Annotated in this window: 21 protein-coding genes; 5 read left to right on the top strand and 16 right to left on the bottom strand. The window is 62.5% G+C overall.

The window, feature by feature from the left end:
• Positions 1-52: 52 nt before the first annotated feature.
• A complete protein-coding gene (locus Q8X48_RS16845) occupies positions 53-286 on the top strand; it encodes a hypothetical protein (protein WP_407799991.1) in 234 nt (77 codons plus the stop codon).
• A 420-nt stretch (positions 287-706) separates the two neighbouring features.
• Here Q8X48_RS16845 and Q8X48_RS16840 read toward each other — a convergent pair whose 3' ends face one another.
• The gene (locus Q8X48_RS16840; protein ID WP_407799992.1) at positions 707-2458 is read right to left on the bottom strand and encodes a flavin monoamine oxidase family protein; all 1752 of its coding nucleotides are present in this window, start codon (positions 2456-2458) and stop codon (positions 707-709) included.
• A 223-nt stretch (positions 2459-2681) separates the two neighbouring features.
• Here Q8X48_RS16840 and Q8X48_RS16835 point away from each other — a divergent pair, with 223 nt between their 5' ends.
• Positions 2682-4088 carry an adenosylmethionine--8-amino-7-oxononanoate transaminase gene (locus Q8X48_RS16835; protein WP_407799993.1) on the top strand — a complete coding sequence of 469 codons (1407 nt, stop codon included), beginning with the start codon at positions 2682-2684 and terminating at the stop codon, positions 4086-4088.
• A gap of 141 nt (positions 4089-4229) precedes the next feature.
• Entirely contained in the window at positions 4230-4949 is a 720-nt protein-coding gene (locus Q8X48_RS16830) for a 16S rRNA (uracil(1498)-N(3))-methyltransferase (RefSeq protein ID WP_116579611.1), read from the top strand.
• A gap of 122 nt (positions 4950-5071) precedes the next feature.
• Here Q8X48_RS16830 and Q8X48_RS16825 read toward each other — a convergent pair whose 3' ends face one another.
• From Q8X48_RS16825 to Q8X48_RS16815, 3 genes are read right to left on the bottom strand one after another with little or no spacing between them, the layout of a single operon-like run.
• The gene (locus Q8X48_RS16825; RefSeq protein WP_126048042.1) at positions 5072-5974 is read right to left on the bottom strand and encodes a transporter substrate-binding domain-containing protein; all 903 of its coding nucleotides are present in this window, start codon (positions 5972-5974) and stop codon (positions 5072-5074) included.
• 29 nt (positions 5975-6003) lie between these two features.
• Positions 6004-6354, bottom strand: a complete 351-nt coding sequence (locus Q8X48_RS16820) for a RidA family protein (RefSeq protein ID WP_407799994.1) — start codon at positions 6352-6354, stop codon at positions 6004-6006.
• A gap of 27 nt (positions 6355-6381) precedes the next feature.
• A complete protein-coding gene (locus tag Q8X48_RS16815; protein ID WP_407799995.1) occupies positions 6382-7623 on the bottom strand; it encodes a D-amino acid dehydrogenase in 1242 nt (413 codons plus the stop codon).
• 109 nt (positions 7624-7732) lie between these two features.
• Here Q8X48_RS16815 and Q8X48_RS16810 point away from each other — a divergent pair, with 109 nt between their 5' ends.
• Positions 7733-8650, top strand: a complete 918-nt coding sequence (locus Q8X48_RS16810) for a LysR family transcriptional regulator (RefSeq protein WP_407799996.1) — start codon at positions 7733-7735, stop codon at positions 8648-8650.
• Here the strand turns inward: Q8X48_RS16810 and trhA are convergent.
• Positions 8647-9264 carry a PAQR family membrane homeostasis protein TrhA gene (gene trhA / locus Q8X48_RS16805; RefSeq protein WP_007975433.1) on the bottom strand — a complete coding sequence of 206 codons (618 nt, stop codon included), beginning with the start codon at positions 9262-9264 and terminating at the stop codon, positions 8647-8649. The two genes, Q8X48_RS16810 and trhA, sit on opposite strands and share 4 nt — an antisense overlap.
• A 167-nt stretch (positions 9265-9431) precedes the next feature.
• Between trhA and Q8X48_RS16800 the strand changes: the two genes are divergently transcribed.
• Positions 9432-10346: a LysR family transcriptional regulator gene (locus tag Q8X48_RS16800; RefSeq protein WP_126048048.1), complete on the top strand. Its 915-nt coding sequence runs from the start codon at positions 9432-9434 to the stop codon at positions 10344-10346.
• Positions 10347-10457: 111 nt separating this feature from the next.
• Here Q8X48_RS16800 and madM read toward each other — a convergent pair whose 3' ends face one another.
• The 11 genes from madM to Q8X48_RS16745 all read right to left on the bottom strand — a co-directional run.
• Complete coding sequence (gene madM, locus Q8X48_RS16795) at positions 10458-11222, bottom strand: malonate transporter subunit MadM (RefSeq protein ID WP_407799997.1); 765 nt, start codon at positions 11220-11222, stop codon at positions 10458-10460.
• Position 11223: 1 nt separating this feature from the next.
• Positions 11224-11640 (bottom strand): malonate transporter subunit MadL, encoded by a 417-nt coding sequence (gene madL / locus Q8X48_RS16790; RefSeq protein ID WP_126048052.1) that lies wholly within the window; start codon positions 11638-11640, stop codon positions 11224-11226.
• Between the two features lie 57 nt (positions 11641-11697).
• Positions 11698-12609 (bottom strand): malonate decarboxylase subunit epsilon, encoded by a 912-nt coding sequence (gene mdcH / locus Q8X48_RS16785; protein ID WP_407799998.1) that lies wholly within the window; start codon positions 12607-12609, stop codon positions 11698-11700.
• On the bottom strand, positions 12606-13226 hold the full coding sequence (locus Q8X48_RS16780; protein WP_407799999.1) for a malonate decarboxylase holo-ACP synthase: 621 nt from the start codon (positions 13224-13226) through the stop codon (positions 12606-12608). Before Q8X48_RS16780 ends, mdcH begins: the two co-directional genes overlap by 4 nt.
• A complete protein-coding gene (gene mdcE, locus Q8X48_RS16775; RefSeq protein WP_407800000.1) occupies positions 13220-14023 on the bottom strand; it encodes a biotin-independent malonate decarboxylase subunit gamma in 804 nt (267 codons plus the stop codon). Before mdcE ends, Q8X48_RS16780 begins: the two co-directional genes overlap by 7 nt.
• Complete coding sequence (locus Q8X48_RS16770) at positions 14020-14871, bottom strand: biotin-independent malonate decarboxylase subunit beta (RefSeq protein ID WP_407800001.1); 852 nt, start codon at positions 14869-14871, stop codon at positions 14020-14022. Before Q8X48_RS16770 ends, mdcE begins: the two co-directional genes overlap by 4 nt.
• Positions 14864-15163: a malonate decarboxylase subunit delta gene (locus Q8X48_RS16765; protein ID WP_008001147.1), complete on the bottom strand. Its 300-nt coding sequence runs from the start codon at positions 15161-15163 to the stop codon at positions 14864-14866. Before Q8X48_RS16765 ends, Q8X48_RS16770 begins: the two co-directional genes overlap by 8 nt.
• The gene (locus Q8X48_RS16760; protein ID WP_407800002.1) at positions 15163-16038 is read right to left on the bottom strand and encodes a triphosphoribosyl-dephospho-CoA synthase; all 876 of its coding nucleotides are present in this window, start codon (positions 16036-16038) and stop codon (positions 15163-15165) included. The genes Q8X48_RS16765 and Q8X48_RS16760 overlap by 1 nt, the downstream gene beginning before the upstream one ends.
• Positions 16038-17708, bottom strand: a complete 1671-nt coding sequence (gene mdcA, locus Q8X48_RS16755; protein ID WP_407800003.1) for a malonate decarboxylase subunit alpha — start codon at positions 17706-17708, stop codon at positions 16038-16040. Before mdcA ends, Q8X48_RS16760 begins: the two co-directional genes overlap by 1 nt.
• A gap of 235 nt (positions 17709-17943) precedes the next feature.
• On the bottom strand, positions 17944-18405 hold the full coding sequence (locus tag Q8X48_RS16750) for a chemotaxis protein CheW (RefSeq protein WP_407800004.1): 462 nt from the start codon (positions 18403-18405) through the stop codon (positions 17944-17946).
• A partial coding sequence (locus Q8X48_RS16745) for an Hpt domain-containing protein (protein ID WP_407802773.1) occupies positions 18398-22594 on the bottom strand: 4197 nt, incomplete at its 5' end. The genes Q8X48_RS16745 and Q8X48_RS16750, both read right to left, overlap by 8 nt.

Genomic DNA, 22594 nt, shown 5'->3' with positions numbered 1-22594 from the left:
CAATCAGCCTTATAGTCGAACTACCTACCCAAAAAGAATGCGAGAGCCTCTGATGTATGTAATCAGCAATAGTGGTTTTCTCTATGATCCGTCCAGAAGGCGTTTATGGGTTGCTGAAAGCACCCACAGCATTGATAAATCGCTTTGGTACAACGCTTGTATGGCTATTCAAGACGATGGAAATTTAGTCATTTACGATCAGCGCAATGGCAGCCTGCGCTGGGCCCGCTTTGGATTCGTCCCTGGTCGCATTTCAAATGCCAAATCCGATAAAAATTTTATTTGAAGATAAGGAGATTAAAACCTGGAAGTTTTCATTAGACCCTCTTTAACCGTGCAAACCACTTACACAATTAAGAACTTTTGAAAACCGGAGGTGGTTGCAAACAATCAGGATCGTACGGATTTATCTGGCATTTATAGGCCAGTTCATGGCTATACCCCTTAGGAAACCATTCGCTACTTACACAGCCAGAAAGTGCTATCAATATGATTATTACTGCTAGTGATTTCATATACCCTCCAATTACCTGATGAGCATAAAAATAAATATCAGTATCCAGCTATCATTTAGTTCCGGAATTTTTGTGGGAAGCTTCTGATGCATCGCTGCCGCATGTAGGACCGCGCAGCAAAAACCGGATGTTTCATGTTTGATGGCAAAAAAAAGCGCGGCCCTGGGGCCGCGCTTTTTTATACCCGAACGTTACTGAGCCTTGGTCACAGTATCCGTCGCAGGTTTGGCCACTGGCTTCTTGGCCGGCTCGACTTTCTTGGCCGGTGCCTTGGCCGGGGCTTTTTTCGCTTCGGTCTTGGCGGCTGGTTTCGCCGGTGCCTTCTTGGCTGGCTCGGCTTTTACCGGTGCCGCAGGCTTGGGTGCTTCCACCGGGGCCGGCGCGGCGGCCGGGGCTGGTGTCGGAGCAGGTGCTGGCGGTGCAACAGGCTCAGGCGTCTTGACCGGTTCCGGCTTCTTCTCGTCATCCGAGCCGCCGAACAGGTTGCTGAAGAAGTTGCCTTTTTTCGCCGCCACCGCACCAGCGCCTGCCGCAGCAGCCGCTGCCGGGACTACTTTGGCGGGTTCGAACGACTTGCCCGCCGCCAGGTCTTCAACCTGGCTGGCTGCACGTTGACCGGTGCGCAGCGCGCCTTCCAGAGTGCCCGGGTACAGGGTATCGGTGTGTTCGCCAGCGAAGGCTACGCGCTGAACCGGGCGTTCCCACAGGCGCCAGAACTTGCTGATCTGGCCCGGGCCGAAGGCCAGGTAGGCGCCGCCAGTCGATGGGTCGGTGCTGTAGCGACGGATTTCATAACCGGTGAACGAACCACGGGCCTGTGGATAGAACGCGTGCAGGCGGATCAACACCTGATCGACCATCTGCTTGTCGCCGAACGCCTGCATTACTCGCGCATTGTCGCCGGACAGGTTGATCACCACGTTGGCGCCGCCCTTCAGGGCAGGCTCGACCCACAACATGCCCAGACCGGTGTTGCTGTAGATCTCGCCGGACATGCGCGCCTTGCTTTCCCACACCGGCGTCTTGAACTTCAGCATGATCTGGTCGCGCCAGCCGTAGTTGGTGCCCTTGATCGCCGCCAGGTGCTGAGTGTCCAGCGCCGGGGTCATCTGGATCTTGTTCAGGGCGCGCAACGGCACGGCCAATACAACGTAGTCAGCTTTATAACCGACACTGTCGACTTTGACGGTCACGCCGTCCTTGTCCTGAATGATCGCCGAAACCGGGGAGTTGGTCTTGATGGTTTTCAGCTGCTTGACGAAGGCCTGGGCCAGCACCGGGCTGCCACCGACCAGGCGCGAAGCACGCAGGTCACGATCGGAGACGCCACGGTAGACGCGGCTCTGCTGCGCGAAGTACAGCAGCGACAAGCGCGAAGGTTCGTCGTAGCGGGTACGGATCTGCTGGTTGATCAACTGGCGGGCAGTGGCCGGCAGGTTCTGCTTGTCGAGCCAGCTCGACACGTTGATCTGATCCAGCGCGTGCAGCGTGTTGTTGGCGGCCGGGTTCAGCGGGTCGTCGATCGAACGCGCCAGATCGTCCAGGGTCTTGTCGAAGCGCTTGAGCGCCTCGGCGGTGGCCGGTTGTTTGGTCGCCAGATCGGCGGCAGAGAAATACTCGCCATCGATCAGGTAGCCTGGGGTCCGCACGAATTCAGGGGCCGGCGTGGTGCTCAGCTTGAAGTTCGATACGTACTTGTTCAGCACCGGCTGGGTCTTGTCATTGCCGATCCACTCGCTGGTGGCCATGCCGGAACGGCCGCCCAGGCTCGACCTGGCTTCCAGCAGGGTGACCTGCCAGCCCTTGCTCTGCAGCTCGTACGCGGCAGTCAGGCCCGACAGGCCGCCGCCGATCACGATCGCGGTTTTATCCTTGGCCAGCGCAGACACGCTGAACAGCCCCAACATCACCAGCGCACAGGCGCGCAGCCAACCGACAGACATTCAGCGAACTCCGGAATTACACGAGGAAAACAGCAGTTTTTGCGAGCCAGACGGCTCAAGAGCCGCGAAGGATACGTCAGCCATCAGGCACCTGCCAGCAACGTCGATCGGCCTGAACAAAGTAGTTCATTCGACACAATGGGTTGTCCCCGTGGCACGCATTGCATAGGCTTGCCCGATTGTTTGTCCGCGCAGGTCACGGACCGCCTCCAGGAGAGTGAAAATGGGCCTGAATAATCAGTGGATGCAACGCGATCTCGCCGTGTTGTGGCATCCCTGCACCCAGATGAAAGATCACGAACAACTGCCGCTGATCCCGATCAAGCGCGGTGAAGGCGTGTGGCTGGAAGACTTCGAAGGCAAACGCTACCTCGATGCGGTCAGCTCCTGGTGGGTCAATGTGTTCGGGCACGCCAACCCGCGGATCAATCAGCGCATCAAGGACCAGGTCGATCAGCTCGAACATGTGATCCTTGCCGGCTTCAGTCATCAACCGGTGATCGAACTGTCCGAACGCCTGGTGAAAATGACGCCGGAAGGCCTGACCCGGTGCTTCTACGCCGATAACGGCTCGTCCTGCATCGAAGTCGCACTGAAAATGAGCTTTCACTACTGGCTCAATCGCGGTCAGCCGAACAAGAAGCGCTTCGTCACCCTGACCAACAGCTACCACGGTGAAACCATGGCGGCGATGTCGGTGGGCGACGTGCCGCTGTTCACCGAGACCTACAAGGCGCTGTTGATGGACACCATCAAAGTGCCAAGCCCGGACTGCTACCAGCGTCCCGAGGGCATGAGCTGGGAAGAGCATTCGCGCAATATGTTCGCCGCGATGGAACAGACCCTGGCCGAGAACCATGACAGCGTCGCAGCCGTGATTGTCGAGCCGCTGATCCAGGGGGCTGGTGGCATGCGCATGTACCACCCGGTGTACCTCAAGCTGCTGCGCGAAGCCTGCGACCGCTACGGCGTGCACCTGATCCACGACGAAATCGCCGTCGGCTTCGGCCGCACCGGGACGATGTTCGCCTGTGAACAGGCCGGCATCCGCCCGGACTTCCTGTGCCTGTCCAAGGCCCTGACCGGCGGCTATCTGCCGCTGGCGGCGTGCATGACCACAGACGAAGTCTACAGCGCCTTCTACGACGACTACCCGACCCTGCGCGCCTTCCTGCACTCCCACAGCTACACCGGCAACCCGCTGGCGTGCGCGGCGGCCCTGGCGACCCTGGACATCTTCGAAGAAGACAACGTCATCGAGAACAACAAGGCCCTGGCGCAGCGCATGGCTTCGTCGACAGCGCATCTGGTGGATCATCCGAACGTGTCCGAAGTGCGCCAGACCGGCATGGTGCTGGCCATCGAGATGGTCAAGGACAAGGCCAGCAAAGAGGCTTACCCGTGGCAGGAACGCCGAGGCCTGAAGGTGTTCCAGCACGCCCTGGAGCGCGGTGCTTTACTGCGCCCATTGGGCAGCGTGGTGTATTTCCTGCCGCCGTACGTGATCACACCGGAGCAGATCGACTTCCTGGCCGAAGTGGCCAGCGAAGGGATCGACATTGCCACCCGTGACAGCGTCAGCGTGGCGGTGCCGAAGGACTTTCATCCGGGGTTCCGTGATCCGGGTTGATTGATTTCACCTAAGCTTCAGCGCTGACCGGACTACCGTCATCGTCGGATCGCCGCTCCCACAGGATTGCGCTGTACCTGTGGGAGCGGGCTTGCCCGCGATGGGGCCGCCAGATATTTACACCCTTTTCAGAGACCCCGCATGAGACTGTCCCGCTTCTTCATCGACGCCCCCCTGAGCACCGGCGAGCACGAGTTGCCCGAAGCCCAGGCCCATTACATCAGCCGCGTGCTGCGCATGGCCGAGGGCGATGCGTTGCAATTGTTCGACGGCTCTGGCCAGGAGTTTCGCGCCAGGCTGGTCGAAGTCGGCAAAAAACGCGTCGTGGTGCAGATCGATGAAAGCTTCGCCGGACAGATCGAATCGCCGCTGCAAATCCATCTCGGCCAGGGCCTGTCCCGGGGCGAACGCATGGACTGGGCGATTCAGAAAGCCACGGAACTGGGCGTCAGCGAAATCACCCCGATCTTCACCGAACGCTGCGAAGTCCGGCTCAAGGACGAGCGCGCCGACAAACGCCTGCTGCACTGGCGCCAGGTGGCGATCAGCGCTTGCGAGCAATGCGGCCGCTCACGGGTACCGCTGATTCATCCGCCACTGTTGCTGGCTGACTGGTTGAAGCAGACGCAAGCCGAGTTGAAGCTGGTACTGCATCCGGTGGCCGAGCCGCTGGTGAGCCATGCTAAACCTTCAAGTCTGGCATTCCTGATCGGTCCGGAGGGCGGTTTGTCCGACGCCGAAGTCGATCAGGCCAAGGCGGGCGGCTTCCACGCCGCCCGCCTCGGTCCACGGGTACTGCGCACCGAAACCGCGCCGGTTGTTGCACTGGCGGTGGCCCAGCAACTGTGGGGTGATTTCTAGGCCCCCATCGCGAGCAGGCTCGCTCCCACAGTAGATCTCCAGTGATCACAAAATCTGTGAGCACCACAGGTCCAATGTGGGAGCGAGCCTGCTCGCGAATGGCCACGACACGGTCTGGATGACTACTGCACCGGATCACTCACCGGTTTGGCAATGATCGCCTTGAGTTCGCTGGTCATCGGGAACTCAAGGTTCAAACCCTTCGGCGGGATCGGCTGCTCGAACCAGCGTTTGTAGATGCCATTGATCTCGCCCGAGCTGTACAGCTCCGCCAACGCACCGTTGACCAGCGCCAGGAACTGCGGATCGTCCTTGCGCACCATGCAGCTGTAGATCTCCCGCGATTGCTCCTCCCCGACCACCACCCATTTGTGCGGGTCGTTGGCCTTGGCGCGCTCGCCATAGAGCAGCGCGTCGTCCATGTAGAACGCCACCGCCCGGCCCGACTGCAGCATCTGGAAGGCTTCGCCGTGGTCCTTGGCACTGATCACGAACATGTCGATCTTGTGATCGACGTTGTAGCTTTTCAGGAAGCGCTCGTTGGTGGTGCCGGCGGTGGTCACCACGTTCTTGCCGCGCAGGTCAGCGAAGCTCTTGATCCCGCTGTCCTTCGCGGTCAGCAACTGGCCTTTGACGTAGATGAAACCATAAGAGAACGCCACCTGCTTCTGTCGTTCGGCGGTCACGCCGGTGGAGCCGCACTCCAGGTCCACGGTGCCGTTTTGCACCAGTGGAATACGGGTCTGCGAGGTCACCAGGTTGTACTTCACCTTCAAGTCCGGCAGCGCCAGTTGCTGCTGGATGCGCTCGACGATCTTGCCCGCCAGATCCACCGAGTACCCCATCGGCTTGCCGCTGTGATCACCCACGTAGGAGAACGGCACCGAAGCATCGCGATAGCCCAGGGTGATGCTGTTGGCGCTGGCGATTTTGCTCAGAGTGCCGGTCAGCGGCGCTTCATTGGCCTGAACCTGACTGCCGAGCAACAGGCCAAGCGTACAAGCGAGCAACGTGATTTTTTGCATTGTTATTCTCCGTTGTGGGTGTTGGGTTATCAGACGCGTGCAGCGATGACGGTGATTTCCACCAGCACCTGCGGGCGGGCCAGTTCGGCCTGCACGGTGGTGCGGCTCGGTGCCTGCCCCGGCGATAGCCAGGCCGACCAGACCTCGTTCATCGCGGCGAAATCCTCGGTGATGTTCTTCAGGTAAATGGTCGCACTGAGCAGATGATCCTTGTCGCTGCCCGCCTCGGCCAGCAAGGTATCGATTTTCGCCAGCACTTCACGGGTCTGGCCGTTGGCATCCCGGGCATCGCCCGGCACCTGCCCGGAGAGAAACACCAGGTCGCCAAAGGTCACGGCGCCAGACAGGCGCGGGTTGCTGTGCAGTCGGGTAATGGTCATTGCAGTGTCCTCTTCAGAAATCAGTATTCAGGCGGCCCGGTGGTTGAAACCCTGCAGGTCAATGGACGGCTGGCGCTCGCCGATCAGCTCACTGAGCAAGCGCCCGCTACCGCATGCCAAGGTAAAACCCAGCGCGCCGTGGCCGAGGTTGAGCCACAGGTTGCGATACGCCGTCGCGCCCAGCAACGGCACGCCGCTAGGGGTGGCCGGGCGCATGCCAGCCCACTCGACGGCTTCGTCATAGGCGCCGGCATTTGGAAAGGTGTCATGGGCCTGACGCTTGATCAGCGCCAGGCGCTTGGGGTCCGAAGCAGGGTCGAAGCCGACAATGTCGACCATTGCCGCCACTCGCAATTGCTTGCCGATGCGGGCATAGACGATCTTGCGGTCATAGTCAGTGATGCTCACGTCCGGCGCCCGGTGACCGGCGCCGATCGGCACGGTCAGGCTGTAGCCCTTGAGCGGATAAAGTGGCAGTTGCAGCCCGGGAAGTGCCAACATCGGACTGCGGTGACCGGCGGCGATCACCAGTTGATCGACCGGCAGCACTAGCTCGCCCAGTTCGATGGCGTTGACGCTGCCGTTGCTGTGACGGATGCCGGTTACCGCTTGCCCGAGACGAAACTCGCAACGGCCGGACGCTTGCAGCCGGGCGGCCAGTTGCTGGCAAAAACCGTGGCAGTCGCCCACCTCTTCGTCCGGGGTGTAGATCGCCCCGACAAAGGGCGCATCGATCAGCGCCGGTTCCAGTTGCGCGCATTCGGCCGGCGACAACACCTGCTGTTGCTGCGGGTCGGACAGGCTCAGGCGCGCATGCTCGAAGCTGCTGTTCTGACGGAAAGTCACCAGTTTGCCATTGCGCCGCCACTGGAATCCCGTCAGCCCATCGCCCTCGCGCCAGGACTCCAATGTGTCCTGGCTGAACAGCGCCAGGCGCAGCAGGTGCGCGGCGTTCTCGCGGTTGACCGAGCGGCGGCAGGCGCCGAGGAACGACACCATCCAGCGCCACTGGGCCGGGTCAAAGCGCGGGCGCAGCTTCAACGGTGAGTCGCCGCGCAGCATCCAGCCAATGGCTTGCAAAGGCACACCGGCGTCGGCCAGGGGCGCGACATAGCGATAGGACAACTGGCCGCCGTTGGCGAAGCTGGTTTCGCTGCCCAGCGAGTCCCGCGCCTCGACCACCGTCACCTCAAAGCCGTCGCGCACCAGCGCATAGGCCGTTGCCAGGCCAATCACACCGCCACCGATGATGCACACACGCTGAGCCATTTCAGTCCTTAAAACCGTTGTGAAGACGAAGCCAAGGTTAGAGCCAGGTGACAGACATTGAACAATGCATAAAGATGGCAAACCCATAAACAAAGGTTATGGACTTGCCATGCGCCTTCGCCATATTGAGATTTTCCAGGCCATCCGCCAGACCGGTTCGATCAGCGCTGCCGCGCAATTGCTGCATGTCTCGCAGCCGGCGGTGAGCAAGGTGTTGCAGCACGCCGAGCAACAATTGGGTTTCCCGCTGTTCCTGCGGGTACGCGGCAAGTTGCAGGCGACGCCGGAAGCGCTGGAGCTGGAGCGTGAAGTGGACAAGGTCAGTGAAAGCCTGCAAGGCGTGCGACGCTTGGCGCAGAGCCTGCGCCGCGAACCGGGCCACAGCCTGCGCATCGGTGCCACCCCGGCGCTGGCCCTGTCATTGCTGCCGCCGGCCATTCACGAATGGACCAGGCGTTACCCGGACATCGCTTGCGAACTCTCCAGTGCCCACAGTCGCGAACTGGTACAGAACCTGTTGATGCGCGAAGTGGATGTCGCCCTGACCCTGCAACGCCCGGATCACCCGGGGCTCAAGGCCCAGGCGCTGGCGTCCGGCGTGCTGGTGGCGCTGGCGCCGAGTGGTTACTGGCCTCAGGAAGAGGTGGGTAAACCGTTGCCGCTGATGGCGCTGGCGGATGCGCCGCTGATCGGCTTGTCCAGCGCCGACCCACTGGCCGCGCGGCTCGACAGTTACCTGGAAGCGGTCGAACCGCCGCCCCGGGTACGCATCGCCGTGCAAACCTACTCACTGGCACGGGCGATGGTGGAATCCGGCGCGGGCCTGGCGGTGATCGATCCGTTCACCGCCCTTGGCGCCTCTCCCGCCAACACAATGATCCGCCCTCTGGCACCGCCGTTACCCATCACCCTGTACGCAGTGACCCGTGCCGCCGAACCACCGCCCCACACCTTGAACGACCTGTTGCAGGTATTCAGCCGCCAAGCCCGGGAGCAACTGGATCGGCTGGCCCCGGTACAGCCTTAAAGGACATAAAAGAAAATCGCCACAAAGTGCAGCAAGCTCCCGGCGATCACGAACAGATGCCAGATCCCGTGGGCATGGCGCAGGCGATGATCAAGGGCAAAAAAGATAATCCCCACCGTGTACAACACCCCGCCCGAGGCCAACCACGCAAATCCGGCGCCGCCCAGCGCCGCGAGCAGCGGCTTGACCGCCACCAGCACAATCCAGCCCATCACCGCATAAATCACGATCGACAGAATCCGCGCCTCCGAACGCGGCTTGATCTCTTGCAGGATGCCGATCAGCGCCAGCCCCCAGACAATCCCGAACAAGGTCCAGCCCCATGGCCCACGCAGGGTCACCAGGCAAAACGGTGTGTAGCTGCCGGCAATCAACAGGTAGATCGAGAAGTGATCGACCTTCTGCATGATCGCTTTCTTGCGCCCGCGCACGCTGTGGTACACGGTCGATGCGCTGTAAAGCACCAGCAAGGTAAAGGCGTAGATCGCCATGCTGACAATCTTCCACGGGCTGCCGTCGAGACTGGCCAGCACAATCAGCCACACCCCGCCGATAAATGCCGCCACGGCCCCGGCCAGATGCGTCCAGGCGTTCAGTCTTTCTCCGTGATACATGTGGTGCTCACCTCGAATTTCATCAGCACAACGCGCTAGGCTCAGGCCTCAAGGTTAAAAGCGCAATGTTTCCGTATAGCGCAATCCCGTGTAGGAGCCTTCGGCAGCTCCTACAACGCTCAGTGTTTAACGGGCACAATTGACCGATACCAAAAAGAGTCCGCCCCATGCTGATCGATGAAGAGTTGACCCTGAAAAAACTCGAGGTGTTCCTGGCCTTCATGCGCACCGGCAACCTGGCACGCGCCGCAGCCGAGTTGCAGACCAGCAACGTCAGCGTACATCGGGCGATCCATTCCCTGGAAAGTGCCCTGCGCTGCCCGTTGTTCAAGCACGAAGGCCGCAACCTCACACCGCTGGAAAGCGCCTATGTGCTGGAAGAGCGGGCGCAGAAGCTGATTCAGGATGTCGTCGAAAGCGTGCGCCTGACCCGCGAGGCCGCCGGGTTCTCGGCTGAGCGTTTCAAGTTGGGATCGCTGTATTCGCTGACGGTGAAGACCGTACCGCAACTGATCATGGGCCTGAAGATCCGCCGCAGCGAACTCAACATCGACCTGATTCTGGGCTCCAATATCGACCTGCTCTACAAGCTCAAGAACATGGAAGTCGATGCGATCCTTGTGTCCCTGGACGACAGCATCAACGACCCGGATTGCGAACAGATCCCGCTGTTTTCCGACGACATCTTCCTCGCCACACCCGCCGACTCGAAGTTTGCCCAGCGCACAGAAGTCGACCTGGCCGAAGTACGCGATGAAACCTTCATCACCCTGACCCAGGGCTTCGCCACCCATCAGGACGGCAAGCGGGTATTCGAGCAGGCAGGGTTCGAGCCAAAGGTGGCGATGCAGGTCAACGACATCTTCACCCTGCTGAGCATGGTCAGTTCGGGCGTGGGTTATGCGTTGCTGCCGGGGCGTATTGCGGCGGTGTACGAGAACCGGGTGAAGCTGATCCCGTTGCAGGAAAAGTACCGCTTGCAGCAACACATTGGCGTGGTGTTCCTGAAGGCCAAGGAGCGTGATCCGAACCTGCTGGCGTTGCTGGCGGAGTGTCGGATGTATGCCAATCGGCAGGCTTGAAACCTTGCCGCGCCCTTCGCGAGCAGGCTCGCTCCCACAGGAGAATGCATTCCAATGTGGGAGCGAGCCTGCTCGCGAAGGCGCCGCGACATTCAATGATGAAGTAGCGGACTACCCGACAATCCCGCGAACAATGAAGAACAACAGCGAAGGCCCCAGCAGACACCCAAGCCCGGTGTGGAAGGTCGCGGTCAACGCGCCATAAGGCACCAGGCGCCGATCTGTCGCCGCCAGCCCCGCCGTCACGCCGCTCACAGTGCCGGCCAGCCCGCCAAACACCATCGCCGAACGCGGGTTGTCCAGGCCCATCCAGCGCGCCGCCATCGGCGTGCCGACCATCACCAGGATCGCCTTGATCAGGCCGGTGGCAATCGACAGCGCCATCACATCGGAACTGGCGCCAATCGCGGCTCCGGTCACTGGGCCGACGATGTAAGTCACCGCACCGGCGCCAATGGTGGTCATGCTCACCGCATCGCGGTAACCGAATGCCCAGGCCATGCACGCACCGACGATAAACGGCAGCACCGTGCCCAACAAAAGCGCGATCACGCCGATCAAGCCGGCCTTTTTCGCTTCCGTGGCCTGCACCTCGAATGCCGTGGCGACGATGGCGAAGTCCCGCAGCATCGCGCCACCCATCAACCCGATGCCGGAAAACAGCGTCAAGTCCGCCAAGCCCTTTTGCCCACCGGTCATAGTTCCGCCAACCCAGGCCAGCACCAGGCCGATGACGATGGCAATCGCCGAACCGTGGATGCGTCCGAAGGTCAGGCGTTTGGAGATCACCACTGACACCCACATGATCACGCCGACGAAGGCGAATGCGGTGACCAGGCCGTTGTGTTCCAGACCGCTCTTGATCAAATCCCACATATCAGCGACCTCCTGCCGGTGCGCCAACCGACGTTACATCCGCCGCTTCATCGGGCAAGGGTTCGCCTTTGTGGGTCCGGCTGATCAGGGCAATGGTGCAACCGCAAACCACCACCGAACCGATCGCCGCCAACACCGCTACCGGACCACCGTGCAACGCCGTGACCACGTTTTGTTGCGCCGCCATCGCCACCACCACCGGGATGTACATCGCGCCCCAGAAACCGACGCCCATCTCGCACTCCCGGGTCATGCCGCCACGCCTGTGCATCCATAACCGTGCGCAAATCAGCAGGATCATCGCGATGCCGACGCCGCCGACGTTTGATTTCACACCCAGCAACACCCCGAGCATGTCACCCATAATCACCCCTGCCAGCGTACAGATCGCCAACAGCGCCACACCGTAAATAATCATTGTTGTAGTCCTCAAAGTGCATTTCGAATGTTGTTTTTGTTGTTCGAAGCCTGAGTTTCAGGAGTGGCGGCTTCCCTCCTCACGCATCAGCGCCTGCAGGGTATCGAGCCGCGCACCGTCGAAGGCAATCACGGTGCCCTGCTCGAACACCCGGCGCGCCAGCCCGGTCAGCACCGCACCGGGCGGCAGTTCGATCTGTAGACGTACGCCGCGCTCGTAGGCGCTTTGTACCGTGCCGCGCCAATCGACGATGCGGCACATGTTGAAAGCCAGGTCGTCACGCAAGGCTTCAGGCTTGATCAGCGGACGCGCACGGCTGCCGCTCAGGTAGCCCACCTTCGGGGTTTGCAGCGGCACTTTGGCGAAGGCTTCGGCCAACTGTTGCGCGGGCACCTCAAGCAATGGGCAGTGGGACGGCACGCTCACTGCCAGACGTTTGGCCAGGCCAGCTCCGCAACCTTTCGCCAACTCCGCCACCGCTTTCATCGCCGCATCGCAACCAGCAATCACCACCTGGTTATCGGCGTTGATATTGGCCAGATAGACCGGCGCATCGGCGCTGTGAACCTGCGCCAACAAATCTTCCACCAAGGCCAGCTCCAGACCGATGATCGCGGTCATGCCGTAGCCCTGTGGATAAGCCTGCTGCATCAGCTCACCGCGCAGGCTGACCAGATGCAGTGCATCGCTGAAACCCAAGGCACCCGCCACCACTGCCGCCGGATAAGCGCCGATCGACAAGCCGGCCACGTAGTCCGGGGCCATGGCCAACTGGCGTGAAGCGGCGACGCCAGCGATCAGCAGGCAAAGCTGAACCGCCCTCGTCGACCGCAGTGCTTCGGCAGAGTCCAGCTGCGTCACGTCTTCACCGAGCCAATCGCTCGCCTCGTTCAACGTTTCCCGAGGCAAACGCGCCAGCATGCCGGGTTGCTGCGCACCCTGGCCGGGGAACACCAGCAAGCTGCTCACGCTGCCTGCTCCTGTGGATGCCACGGGTCAGTGACCAGACTGGCCTGAGTGGCACTTTTCAACAGGACCCGCGACGCAGTGCCGGCCCACTCGCGCAAGGCAACGGCGCCCAAGGGTGTCTGCAATTGCAGGTCCACGCGGCACACGGCCGTGTCGAGAATGGCCACCAGCGCCTGCGCGTCGGCACGACTCAACGGGCGCGGCGTTCGCAGGATCAGGTCGAGGTCGCTGCCCTCGTGCAACGCGGCAAACCCGCTGGCCAATTCGAACCCGGCACTGCCGCTGACACCCCAGGCCCAGCCACTCTCATCGAGGTGCGAGCGTAGTTGCGCCAAGGCACGCAGCGCCGGGAAATCACGCAGGCCTTGAACATGGCAGAGTTCTTCCGGCCGCACCCGCCGCGTGATGGCGGCGACTTCCATCTGCGTCGCAAACCGCTGCTCGCGCAACGGCCCGCGCACGCCCACCGCCACCTGCCCCGCCGCGCTCAAGGCGCGACGGACCACCACCGGTTGGCCGGCACTGATCGAGTCGATCACCCAGGTCGGGGCATCCGCAGGCAACTGCCGCGGGGTCATGCCCCACAGCAGGTCGTGAGCCAGAAGCGCACTCACCACTGTGCTCTCAGCAATTGGCGAACCTTGCTCGACGCCGCACGATTGGCCGCACCGAGACGACCGCTGAGATCTGCACCCTTCTCGGCGATATCGCCCATCGCCTGACTCAGGCACCCGGTCACCCGCGCCAGATCCGCTGCAGTCGGCTGCTCGATCTGCTCCACCGACAAGGTTTCCCACAGCAGCCCGAGGCTGGCATAGCTGTCGATGTCATAGGCCATCGGCGGCACACTGGCCGCCAGAGCTTCGAGTTCTTCGACGCTGCGCAAGGTCACCCGCGCCGCCGACGCCTTGCCCATGGCATGCACCATCACCCCCGGATCGCGCAGGGCGATCAAGCGATTGGCCTGATAACCGTGGGCCAGAAACGCCCCGGACATCGCCTTGCCCACCAGCAAACCGATCACCGCATGGCCGGCCAGTCGAGCACGGGCGTAACTGCCCGCTGCTGCGGCCAGCGCCTGATGAATGCCGAGCGCTTCTTCGCGGCGACCATAAGCCTGGCTCGGCACGTCGACAATGGCGATCAGGGCGCGCTTACGTGCCTTGTTCTGATCGGCGGCGATGACTTCATCCACCGCCTTGGCCAGGCCCCAGCCCTCGAGCAAACCCACTTCGCCATTGCGTGCACGGACGAAGCGGTTTTCCGGATCGGCCACCACCGCGATGAAACGCACAGGCTGATCGCCCAGCGAACCGTCCGCGACCTTCAGCGAAGCCGGCAAACCCTCGACCGCTTGCGCCCCGGCACTCAAGGCGTTGAACCAGTTCAAACCACGCAGGGAATACGAACTCATGGGCGTTCTCCTTGGTACAGATCGCGAACCACGGACGGCTCGATTTGCGGTTCGGCGTCCAGACGCGCCAGGCGTTGCAGGAACAATTCGGCCTGGCGACTGCGTGATTGCACCGGCAAACCCTGTTGGAGCAACTCACCCACCTGCTGGCGAATCTGCGCCACGTCGTCGGCAACATAGCGATCCACCAGAGCACTGGCGAAGCGCTGCTCCCCACCGGTCAGGCTCCAGATGAAGGGCCGGTCGCGGGAGTCGTATTCCTCAAGTCCGGCTTCCTGCTCGATCACCTGCGGGCCGTTCAGGCCCAGTCGCGCTTCCTGGGTCACCAACAGGTAGCTGCACAACCCGGCAGCAATCGACATGCCGCCAAAGCAACCGACGCTGCCCGCCACGACTCCGACCACGGGCTGGTACTGCTGCAAGTCGACAATCGCCGCGTGGATGTCGGCAATCGCCGCCAGACCGAGGTTGGCTTCCTGCAAACGCACGCCGCCGGTTTCCAGCAGCAGCACGGCGCGGGTCGGGATGTCGTTGCGGTTGTCTTCGGCGGCCAGTTCCAGTGCGCCGGCGATTTTTGCCCCGCCGACTTCGCCCAGGCTACCGCCCTGGAACGCGCCTTCGATGGCGGCGATCACCACCGGCAAACCATCGAGGTTGCCCTTGGCGATCACCACGCCGTCGTCGGCTTGCGGCACCACGCCCTGGCGCGACAGCCACGGCGACATGATCCGTTGAAAAGGGTCGAGCAGTTCGCGGAAGGTGCCGGCGTCGAGCAGGGCCTTGGCCCGTTGCCGCGCACCGAGCTCGACGAAGCTGTGCTTGCTCAGCAGGGATGCGCTGTCAGTCATGGCCGATCTCCTCGAAACCCTGTTCCAGACGCAGACGCACCACGCCGGGGGTTGCGCCGAAATCGTGGATGTCGATGGCCATCGCCGGCGGCGTCTGGCCGTCGAACATCCGTGCAAACAGATGCTGCCAGCGTTGTTCGCTACCATTGACCGAGGTCTGCACGTTGATCGTCAGCTTGCCGGCCTGACCCGGTTCGATCAGCACTTCCAGATCGCCCGAGCCGACACAACCCACCAGGGTGCGGCCACGTGGCGGCTGCCCGGCGGGGAATTCAAAAGATAAGGTTTCCATCAAAACACTCCCTGGATAAGGCCGTCGCCAGACTCGATACGGTCGATGAACAGGCAGGCTGCGAGCAGGTCCGCAGCACCACCGGGCGAGGCATTCAACGCGATGAGTTGTTGGTCCAGCTCATGCAAGCGGCGACGTCCGGCGAGGCTGGCGCTACCTCCGGCATCGAGCACTGCCTGGGCGCCGAGTTGCATGGTGTGCAGACCTTGTTCTCCAGCGCGGTACAGCACGCAGGTGTCGGCCAGATTCGTCATGATCGCCAGCAGCGCATCGAGTCGGGCGTTCTGTTCGCCATGGCCGGCGGCGCGGCTGCATTTGAGTTGCGGCAACGCGCGTTGCAACACCGCCGGGAAGCCCAGTTGCGCTTCCTCACGGGCTCCGCGAGCGCCGTAGCGTTGAGCGACTTGAGCACCGTGACTGAGTGGGCGCGGTGCGTAACGGTCGTCGAGCAGCGCAAGACGCGCCGCACGAATCGATACGCTGCTTGCAGCCGTGGATTCAGGGTCCAGCGCAGCGGCAGTGACCAACAGGCCCAAGGCCCAGATCGCACCGCGATGAGTATTCACGCCGCCCGTGGTGTCGAGCATCGCTTGCTCGCCTTCGCGACCGATCCGGCCCACGGCTTCGCGCAAGGGTAAGCCGATCTCACCGAACGCTATCGCGGCATCGGCCATCGCCTTGAAGGCCGGCCACAGGGACAGCGCCGAAGCGTGCATCAACCCCAGGTGCAAATCGGTGTGGGCGCCATTGCCGCGACGGTCGACCAGTGCCGGTTTCGGCGACAGGTCAGCCTCGTCGATCAACGCGTCCACCGCCAGGTCCGCCAGCCGCTCGGCCAGGCTCAGGGTTTTGGGTTGCAGGTTGAATGCGTGCATTACCAGCTCCTGAACTTGGCAGGCGGGTTGTAGAGGCCATCGGACCACTCCACCAGATCGGCCACGCTTTTCGCCGCGAGCAGTTCGCGGGTGGCGTCGGTGCGGCGGATGCCGAGGTCTTCGGGCAAGGCAATCAGGCCTTCGCGGCGCATGCGCGCGGTGTCTTTGGGGTTGTGGCGCAAACCGATGGCGGTCACCCCGGCGACGGCGGCGATCATCGCCTGGCGTTCTTCCAGCGAGCGCGCCTTGTACAGGTAGGCGATGCCTTCTTCGGTCAACAAATGGGTGACGTCGTCGCCGTAGACCATGATCGGCGCCAGCGGCATGCCGCTTTTCTTCGCGACATCAACGGCATCAAGGGTTTCGACGAAGGTCGGTTTGCCGCCCTCCTGGAAGGTCTCGACCATCTGCACCACGAGTTTCTTGCCGCGCTCGAGCATCGGCTCGGCCACGTCGGTGTTGCGCATATCGAGCCAGGCGGGTGTGCCGTGGCGGCGACCGCGCGGGTCGTGGCCCATGTTCGGCGCGCCGCCGAAGCCGGCCAGGCGCCCGCGAGTCACGGTGGAGGAATGGCCGTCGCCATCCACCTGCAAGGTCGCGCCGATGAACAGGTCCACCGCGTATTGCCCGGCCAGTTGGCTGAACATCCGGTTGGAACGCAGGGAACCGTCGCGCCCGGTAAAGAACACATCCGGCCGCGCCGCAATGTAGTTCTCCATCCCCAGTTCGGTGCCGAAGCAATGCACGCTTTCGACCCAGCCGCTTTCAATCGCCGGAATCAGGGTCGGGTGCGGGTTGAGCGTCCAGTTGCGGCAGATCTTGCCTTTGAGGCCGAGGGATTCGCCGTAGGTCGGCAGGATCAGCTCGATGGCCGCGGTGTTGAAACCGATGCCGTGGTTGAGCGACTGCACGTTGTGTTTTTCGTAGATGCCGCGGATCGCCATCATCGCCATCAGCACGTGCACCGGTTTGATGTGCCGTGGGTCGCGAGTGAACAGCGGTTCGATGTAGAACGGTTTGTCGGCCACTACCACGAAGTCGACCCAGGAGGCGGGAATGTCGACACGCGGCAGTTCGCTGACATCGTCCACCAACTGATTGACCTGGACGATGACGATGCCATCGCTGAAGGCCGCCGGTTCGATCAGTGCCGGGGTGTCTTCGGTGCTCGGCCCGGTATAGATGTTGCCGGCGCGGTCGGCCATGAAGCCGGCCGAGAGCACGACGTTGGGAATCAGGTCCACCACCAGCCGTGCGTAGAGTTCGATGTAGGTGTGGATCGCGCCGATTTCCAGCAGGCCGTCTTCGAGCAACTGGCTGATGCGCAGGCTTTGGGTGCCGGCGAAAGAGAAGTCGAGCTTGCGCGCGATGCCGCGTTCGAACAGGTCCAGGTGCTCGGAGCGTCCGACGCTGGGCATGATCATATGCAGGTCATGCAACTTCGCGGGGTCGGCCTTGGCCAGGGAACGTGAAAGGAAATCCGCCTGCTTCTGGTTGTTGCCTTCGAGCACCACGCGGTCGCCCGGCAGGATCAATGCCTCCAGCGCCGCGACGATGTTATCGGTGGGCAACACCACACCGTCGGCAAGACCTCGCACCAGCTCGAGACGCCGCTGCTTTTCGCTGCGCCGCCGCGTCCATCGCGAGTCGGGGGATATTGTTGTTGTCATGACCACTCCACGGGTTCGCTGTCGTGGGGGTCACATTAGGAGTGTTGGGTGGGGGCATCAATCAAGCAGAGTGGCGGATCGTTACGCTTGGAGTAATGGTTGTCTGGACTGACGCCTTCGCGGGCAAGCCCGCTCCCACAGGGTTAGTGGTTGCCGTTGAATTTGGGCAACCCACGGACACTGTGGGAGCGGGCTTGCCCGCGAAGAGGCCGGTCAGATCACCACTGAATCGGGATCAGTTGATTAACCCGGCATCCACCAACAACCCCTCCAGCGCCAACAAATCCGGCACTTTCGCCACCTGCTCCCCCACCTGCACCGCCGCCTGCTCCAGCGCACACAACGGCACATCCACATAACTCAACTGGCTGTCGAGCTTGCACGAGCGCGGAATCCCTTGCACCAGCAGCGCGATGAACTTCAGCTCCGGTCGCCCGCCGAGAGCGTTGAGAATGACGATCCGCGCACGCTCGCCAATGACAGTTTTCTGCCCGCAAGCCGACTCGAAACTCAGCAGCGGTATCTGCCGTTCGCGCCATGTCACCAGGCCCAGGTACCACGGCGGTGTGTCGAGATCGAAGGTCCCCGGTTGCTGGTAGTCGATCAGCTCGGCCACGGCGACGTTGGGCAGGATCAGGTTGCGGTCGGCCAACGGCAGCAGCAGGCCGGTGAGGTTGCTGGTGCGGTGTTCAAGCATGGGTCTTGCTCCAAAAGGCGATGCTTTCGAGCAGCACCGATTCCTGGTACGGCTTGCCCAGGTAGTCGTTGACGCCGATGGCCATGGCGCGGTCGCGGTGTTTCTGCCCGGTGCGGGAGGTGATCATGATGATCGGCAGGTGCTGCAGGCGTTCGTCGTTGCGTACCTGGGTCGCGACCTCGAAGCCGTCCATGCGCGGCATCTCGATGTCCAGCAGCATCAGGTCGGGCATGTGCTCTTCCAGCAGCAGCATGGCATCGACCCCGTCCTTGGCGGTCAGTACGTTCATACCGTGGCGTTCGAGCAAGCGGCTGGTGACCTTGCGCACGGTGACCGAGTCGTCGACCACCATCACCAGCAACGGCCGATGGGGTTCGACCTCAACCTCCTGCCCCGCGGGATGTTGGGGTACGCGGGCCTGCATGGCGCGGATCGGCGCCAGCAGATCCAGAATCAGCACCACCCGGCCATCGCCAAGAATCGTCGCCCCGGAGACCCCTTGCACCGCCGCAAACTGCGGCCCCAGGCTCTTGACCACGATCTCGCGAGTGCCGGCCATGGCGTCCACCAGCACCGCGATGTGCCGTTCGTTGCACTGCACCAGCAGCACCGGCAATGGCAGGCTCTGGCCCAACAGTTTCGGGCGCGGGATGGTTTTCAGCAGCTCACCCAGATAGCACAGCTCGTAACGTTGCCCGGCGTATTCGTAGGTGGGCGAATCGAAACGGAAATAGCCTTCAAGCTCATTGGGCAGGACACGAACGATGCCGTCGATGGTATTGAGCGGAATCGCGTATTGGTCCTCACCGCACTGCACCATCAGCGCTCGGTTGACCGATACGGTAAACGGCAGGCGAATGCGGAAATGCACGCCCTGCCCGGGCACCGAGTCGATGCTCATGGTGCCGCCCAGTTGCCGCACCTCTTCGTGCACCACGTCCATGCCGACGCCGCGACCGGAGATCTGGGTGATTTTCTCGGCCGTGGAAAACCCCGGTTGCAGGATGAACTGCAACACGTCGTGATCACTGATGACGCTGTCCGGGGCGAGCATGCCGCGCTTGATCGCCTTGCGCCGCACCGCGTCCAGTGGCACACCGGCGCCGTCGTCGCGGATGTCGAAAATGATGTCGCCGCCTTCACGCAGCAGATCGAGGGTGATCTTGCCCTTGGCCGGTTTCCCCGCCGCCAGCCGTGCTTCGACGGACTCCAGGCCGTGGTCGACGGCGTTGCGCAGCATGTGTTCCAGCGGCGCGGCCATGCGTTCTAGCACGTTGCGATCCATCTCGCCTTCGGCATTATCGACGATGAAATCCACGTCCTTGCCCAGTTCGCTGGCCACCTGGCGAACGATGCGCTGTAACCGCGGGAGCATGCGTTCGAACGGCACCATGCGCGTGCGCATCAGCCCTTCCTGCAACTCGGTGTTGATGCGGCCCTGCTGTTGCAGCAGGTTTTCCGCTTCCTGATTGCGCCGCTCGAGGGTTTCCTTGAGGTCGAGCAAGTCAGAGGCCGATTCGAACAGCGCGCGGGACAGTTGCTGCAACTGTGAGTGGCGGTCCATTTCCAGCGGGTCGAACTCTTCATAGCCCAGGCGTTCGGCGTCGACTTGCTGGCGGCTGAGGATCCGCCCCTGAGTTTCGGTATCGAGGCGGCGCAACTGGTCGCGCATGCGCTCGATGGTGGTTTCCATCTCGCTCAGGGCGATGTGCGCATCGTTGACCTGCTGTTCGATCCGGCCACGGAAGATCGATGTTTCACCAGCCAGGTTGACCAGATCGTCGAGCAGCTCCGCCGAGACCTTGACCATGTCGGCGCCGGCATCGGACGGCGGCGCCAGTGGCTCGGCCTTGTGCGTAGCCGGTGACGCAACCGGCGCGGGTGCTTCGGCCACGGCCGGGTGGCTGAAGTTCTTGATCGCATCGATCAAGCGGTCGGCGGGCGGCATCGGCTCACCGGCGCGGGCCGCGTCGAGCATCTGCGCCAGGCGGTCATGGCTGCGTTGCAACAGCGCGAACAACGGCGCCGTCGGCTGCAACACGCCCGTGGACAGGCCTTCGTAGAGGAATTCCAGTTCATGGGCCAGGTCGCCAATCGCGGCGATTTCCACCATGCGTGCACCACCCTTGAGGGTGTGCAGGTCGCGCAGCAGGGTTTCCACTTCCTGGCGACTTGAAGGCTGGGCCTGCCAGCGTTCCAGCGCCGCACCGGAGCTTTCGATGATGTCGAAACCTTCCTCGAGGAAGATCTCCAGCAACTCCGGATCATGGGCGGCCGAGTCATTAGTGGCCGCCAGTTCGCTGACCTCGGCGGCGCCGGAGTGGCCCTGCCGGTAGGCGCGAATGGCCTCGATCAGCTCAGCGCAATCGCCCAAGGGCTGGTTGTGCTGCAACTGGTCAAGGTACTGCGCCAAGCGGTCATGGCTCTGCTGCAACAGCACCGCCAATGAGTCGCTGTAGGCGTAGCGACGATCCACCAGGCCTTCGTAAAGGCTTTCCAGTTCATGGGCCAGATCACCGACCGGCCCGACCTCGGCCATGCGCGCGCCGCCTTTGAGGGTGTGCAAATCCCGTTGCAGGGACGACAGCGGCGCGGCGTTGTCCGAGTCGCGCAACCAGCGCTGCAAGGCCTGACCGGCGCTTTCGAGGATATCCACCGCTTCTTCAAGGAAGATCGCGACGATTTCATCATCCAGTTCGCGCCCCTCCCCTGTAGGAGCGAGCTCGCTCGCGATGGGCGTTAACGATGACGCGTTGTCATTGGATAAGCGCGGCGCATTTGAGTCCATCGCGAGCGAGCTCGCTCCCACAGGGGCAGGGGGTAGCGTGTGCTCTAGATCGGCGGTGGCAGCACCCAGCTCGCGGATGCTCAGGGTGCGGCTGCCATCACTGCGAATCAAGCCCATGGCCGACGGGTCGAGGCTCTCGTCGAGCAACTCGCGCAAGGCCCCGACCCGTTGCGGCTGCGGGCTGACTTCCTGACCGGCGGCCAGTTCGTCGAGCATGTTGATCAGCGCTTCGTGGGCACCCTGAGCCTCATGGAAAAACCGCTCGCTGACCGCCAGGCTGCTTTCTTCCACGGCACCATAGAGGTCGAGCAGCGCCTCGCACAGCTCATCCACCGGGTGCAGCTCGGCCAGGTGGGCGCCTTCGCCGAGGGTGGTCAATTCATCCAGCAGCGCGCTGAGTTCCTGGCGTTCGCCGGGGTGTTGCTGCCACCTTTGTAGCAGGCTCTCGGCGTCCAGCAGGATGTCCATGCCCTGGGCGAGGAAGTTGTTGATCAGCTGCGGATCGCGCTTGATCCGTAGCCCGGTGTTAGGTGTGCTCAGGAGGTTTTCCAGGCGCTCGGCCAGCAGCGCTTTGGCTCGCTCAATCAAATGCAGGGCGCCGGGAATTTCCGCCAGCGGATCGGTCTTGAGCTGGCGCAGACCGAGGCGGAACAGCCCTTCTGCCTCCAGCAGCAATTCCACTTCGTCCAGGTCCAGCGCGATCAGGTGCGCCTTGTACTCCCGGGCCAGTTGATCCAGTGGCGCGGCCAGCTCGGCAATCGGCAAGACACCGGCCATATAGGCACTGCCCTTGAGGGTGTGCAAGGCGCGCTGCAATTCGTCACTGGCCTGCAACGGCACATGCTCGGCAGCCTGATCAAGGAAGCGATTGAGGCTGCCCAAGTGGGTTTGCGCCTCTTTGCGGAAGATCTCCAGCAACAGCGGGTCGAGGGCCGCGACATCCTGCGTATCCTCATCGGACACCGGTTCGTCGCCCTTGGCCAGGGCATGGGCGCGGGCGGCCAAGTGGTCGACATCGTTGCGCTGACGCTGGGCATTGGCGGCGTATTCAGCCACCAGCTCCGGCAGCAGATGCAGCACATCGCCGATCAGTTGCTGCACCGTAGCCCCCGGTTCCACGCTGTTTTCCAGTACGCGGTTAAGCAGGTTCTCCACGGCCCAGGCCAGCTCGCCCAGCACCAGGGCACGCACCATGCGACCACTGCCCTTGAGGGTATGAAAGGCGCGGCGCAGTTCGCTCAGGGCCGAGCGGCTGTCAGGATTGGCTGACCAGCGCGGCAAATACTCGCGCAGGATTTCCAGGACTTCGTCGGTCTCTTCAAGGAACACCTCGCGCAGTTCCTCGTCCACCGGTTCTTCGCCCGGGGGTGGCGGCAGCAGGCTGCCCGGGGTGTCCAGGGC

Source organism: Pseudomonas sp. QLc11A, from assembly GCF_052112305.1.
GTDB classification, from domain to species: domain Bacteria; phylum Pseudomonadota; class Gammaproteobacteria; order Pseudomonadales; family Pseudomonadaceae; genus Aquipseudomonas; species Aquipseudomonas laurylsulfatiphila.
The sequence above is the reverse complement of the archived record's forward strand: the minus strand, read 5'-3'. Positions and strand labels throughout refer to the sequence as shown.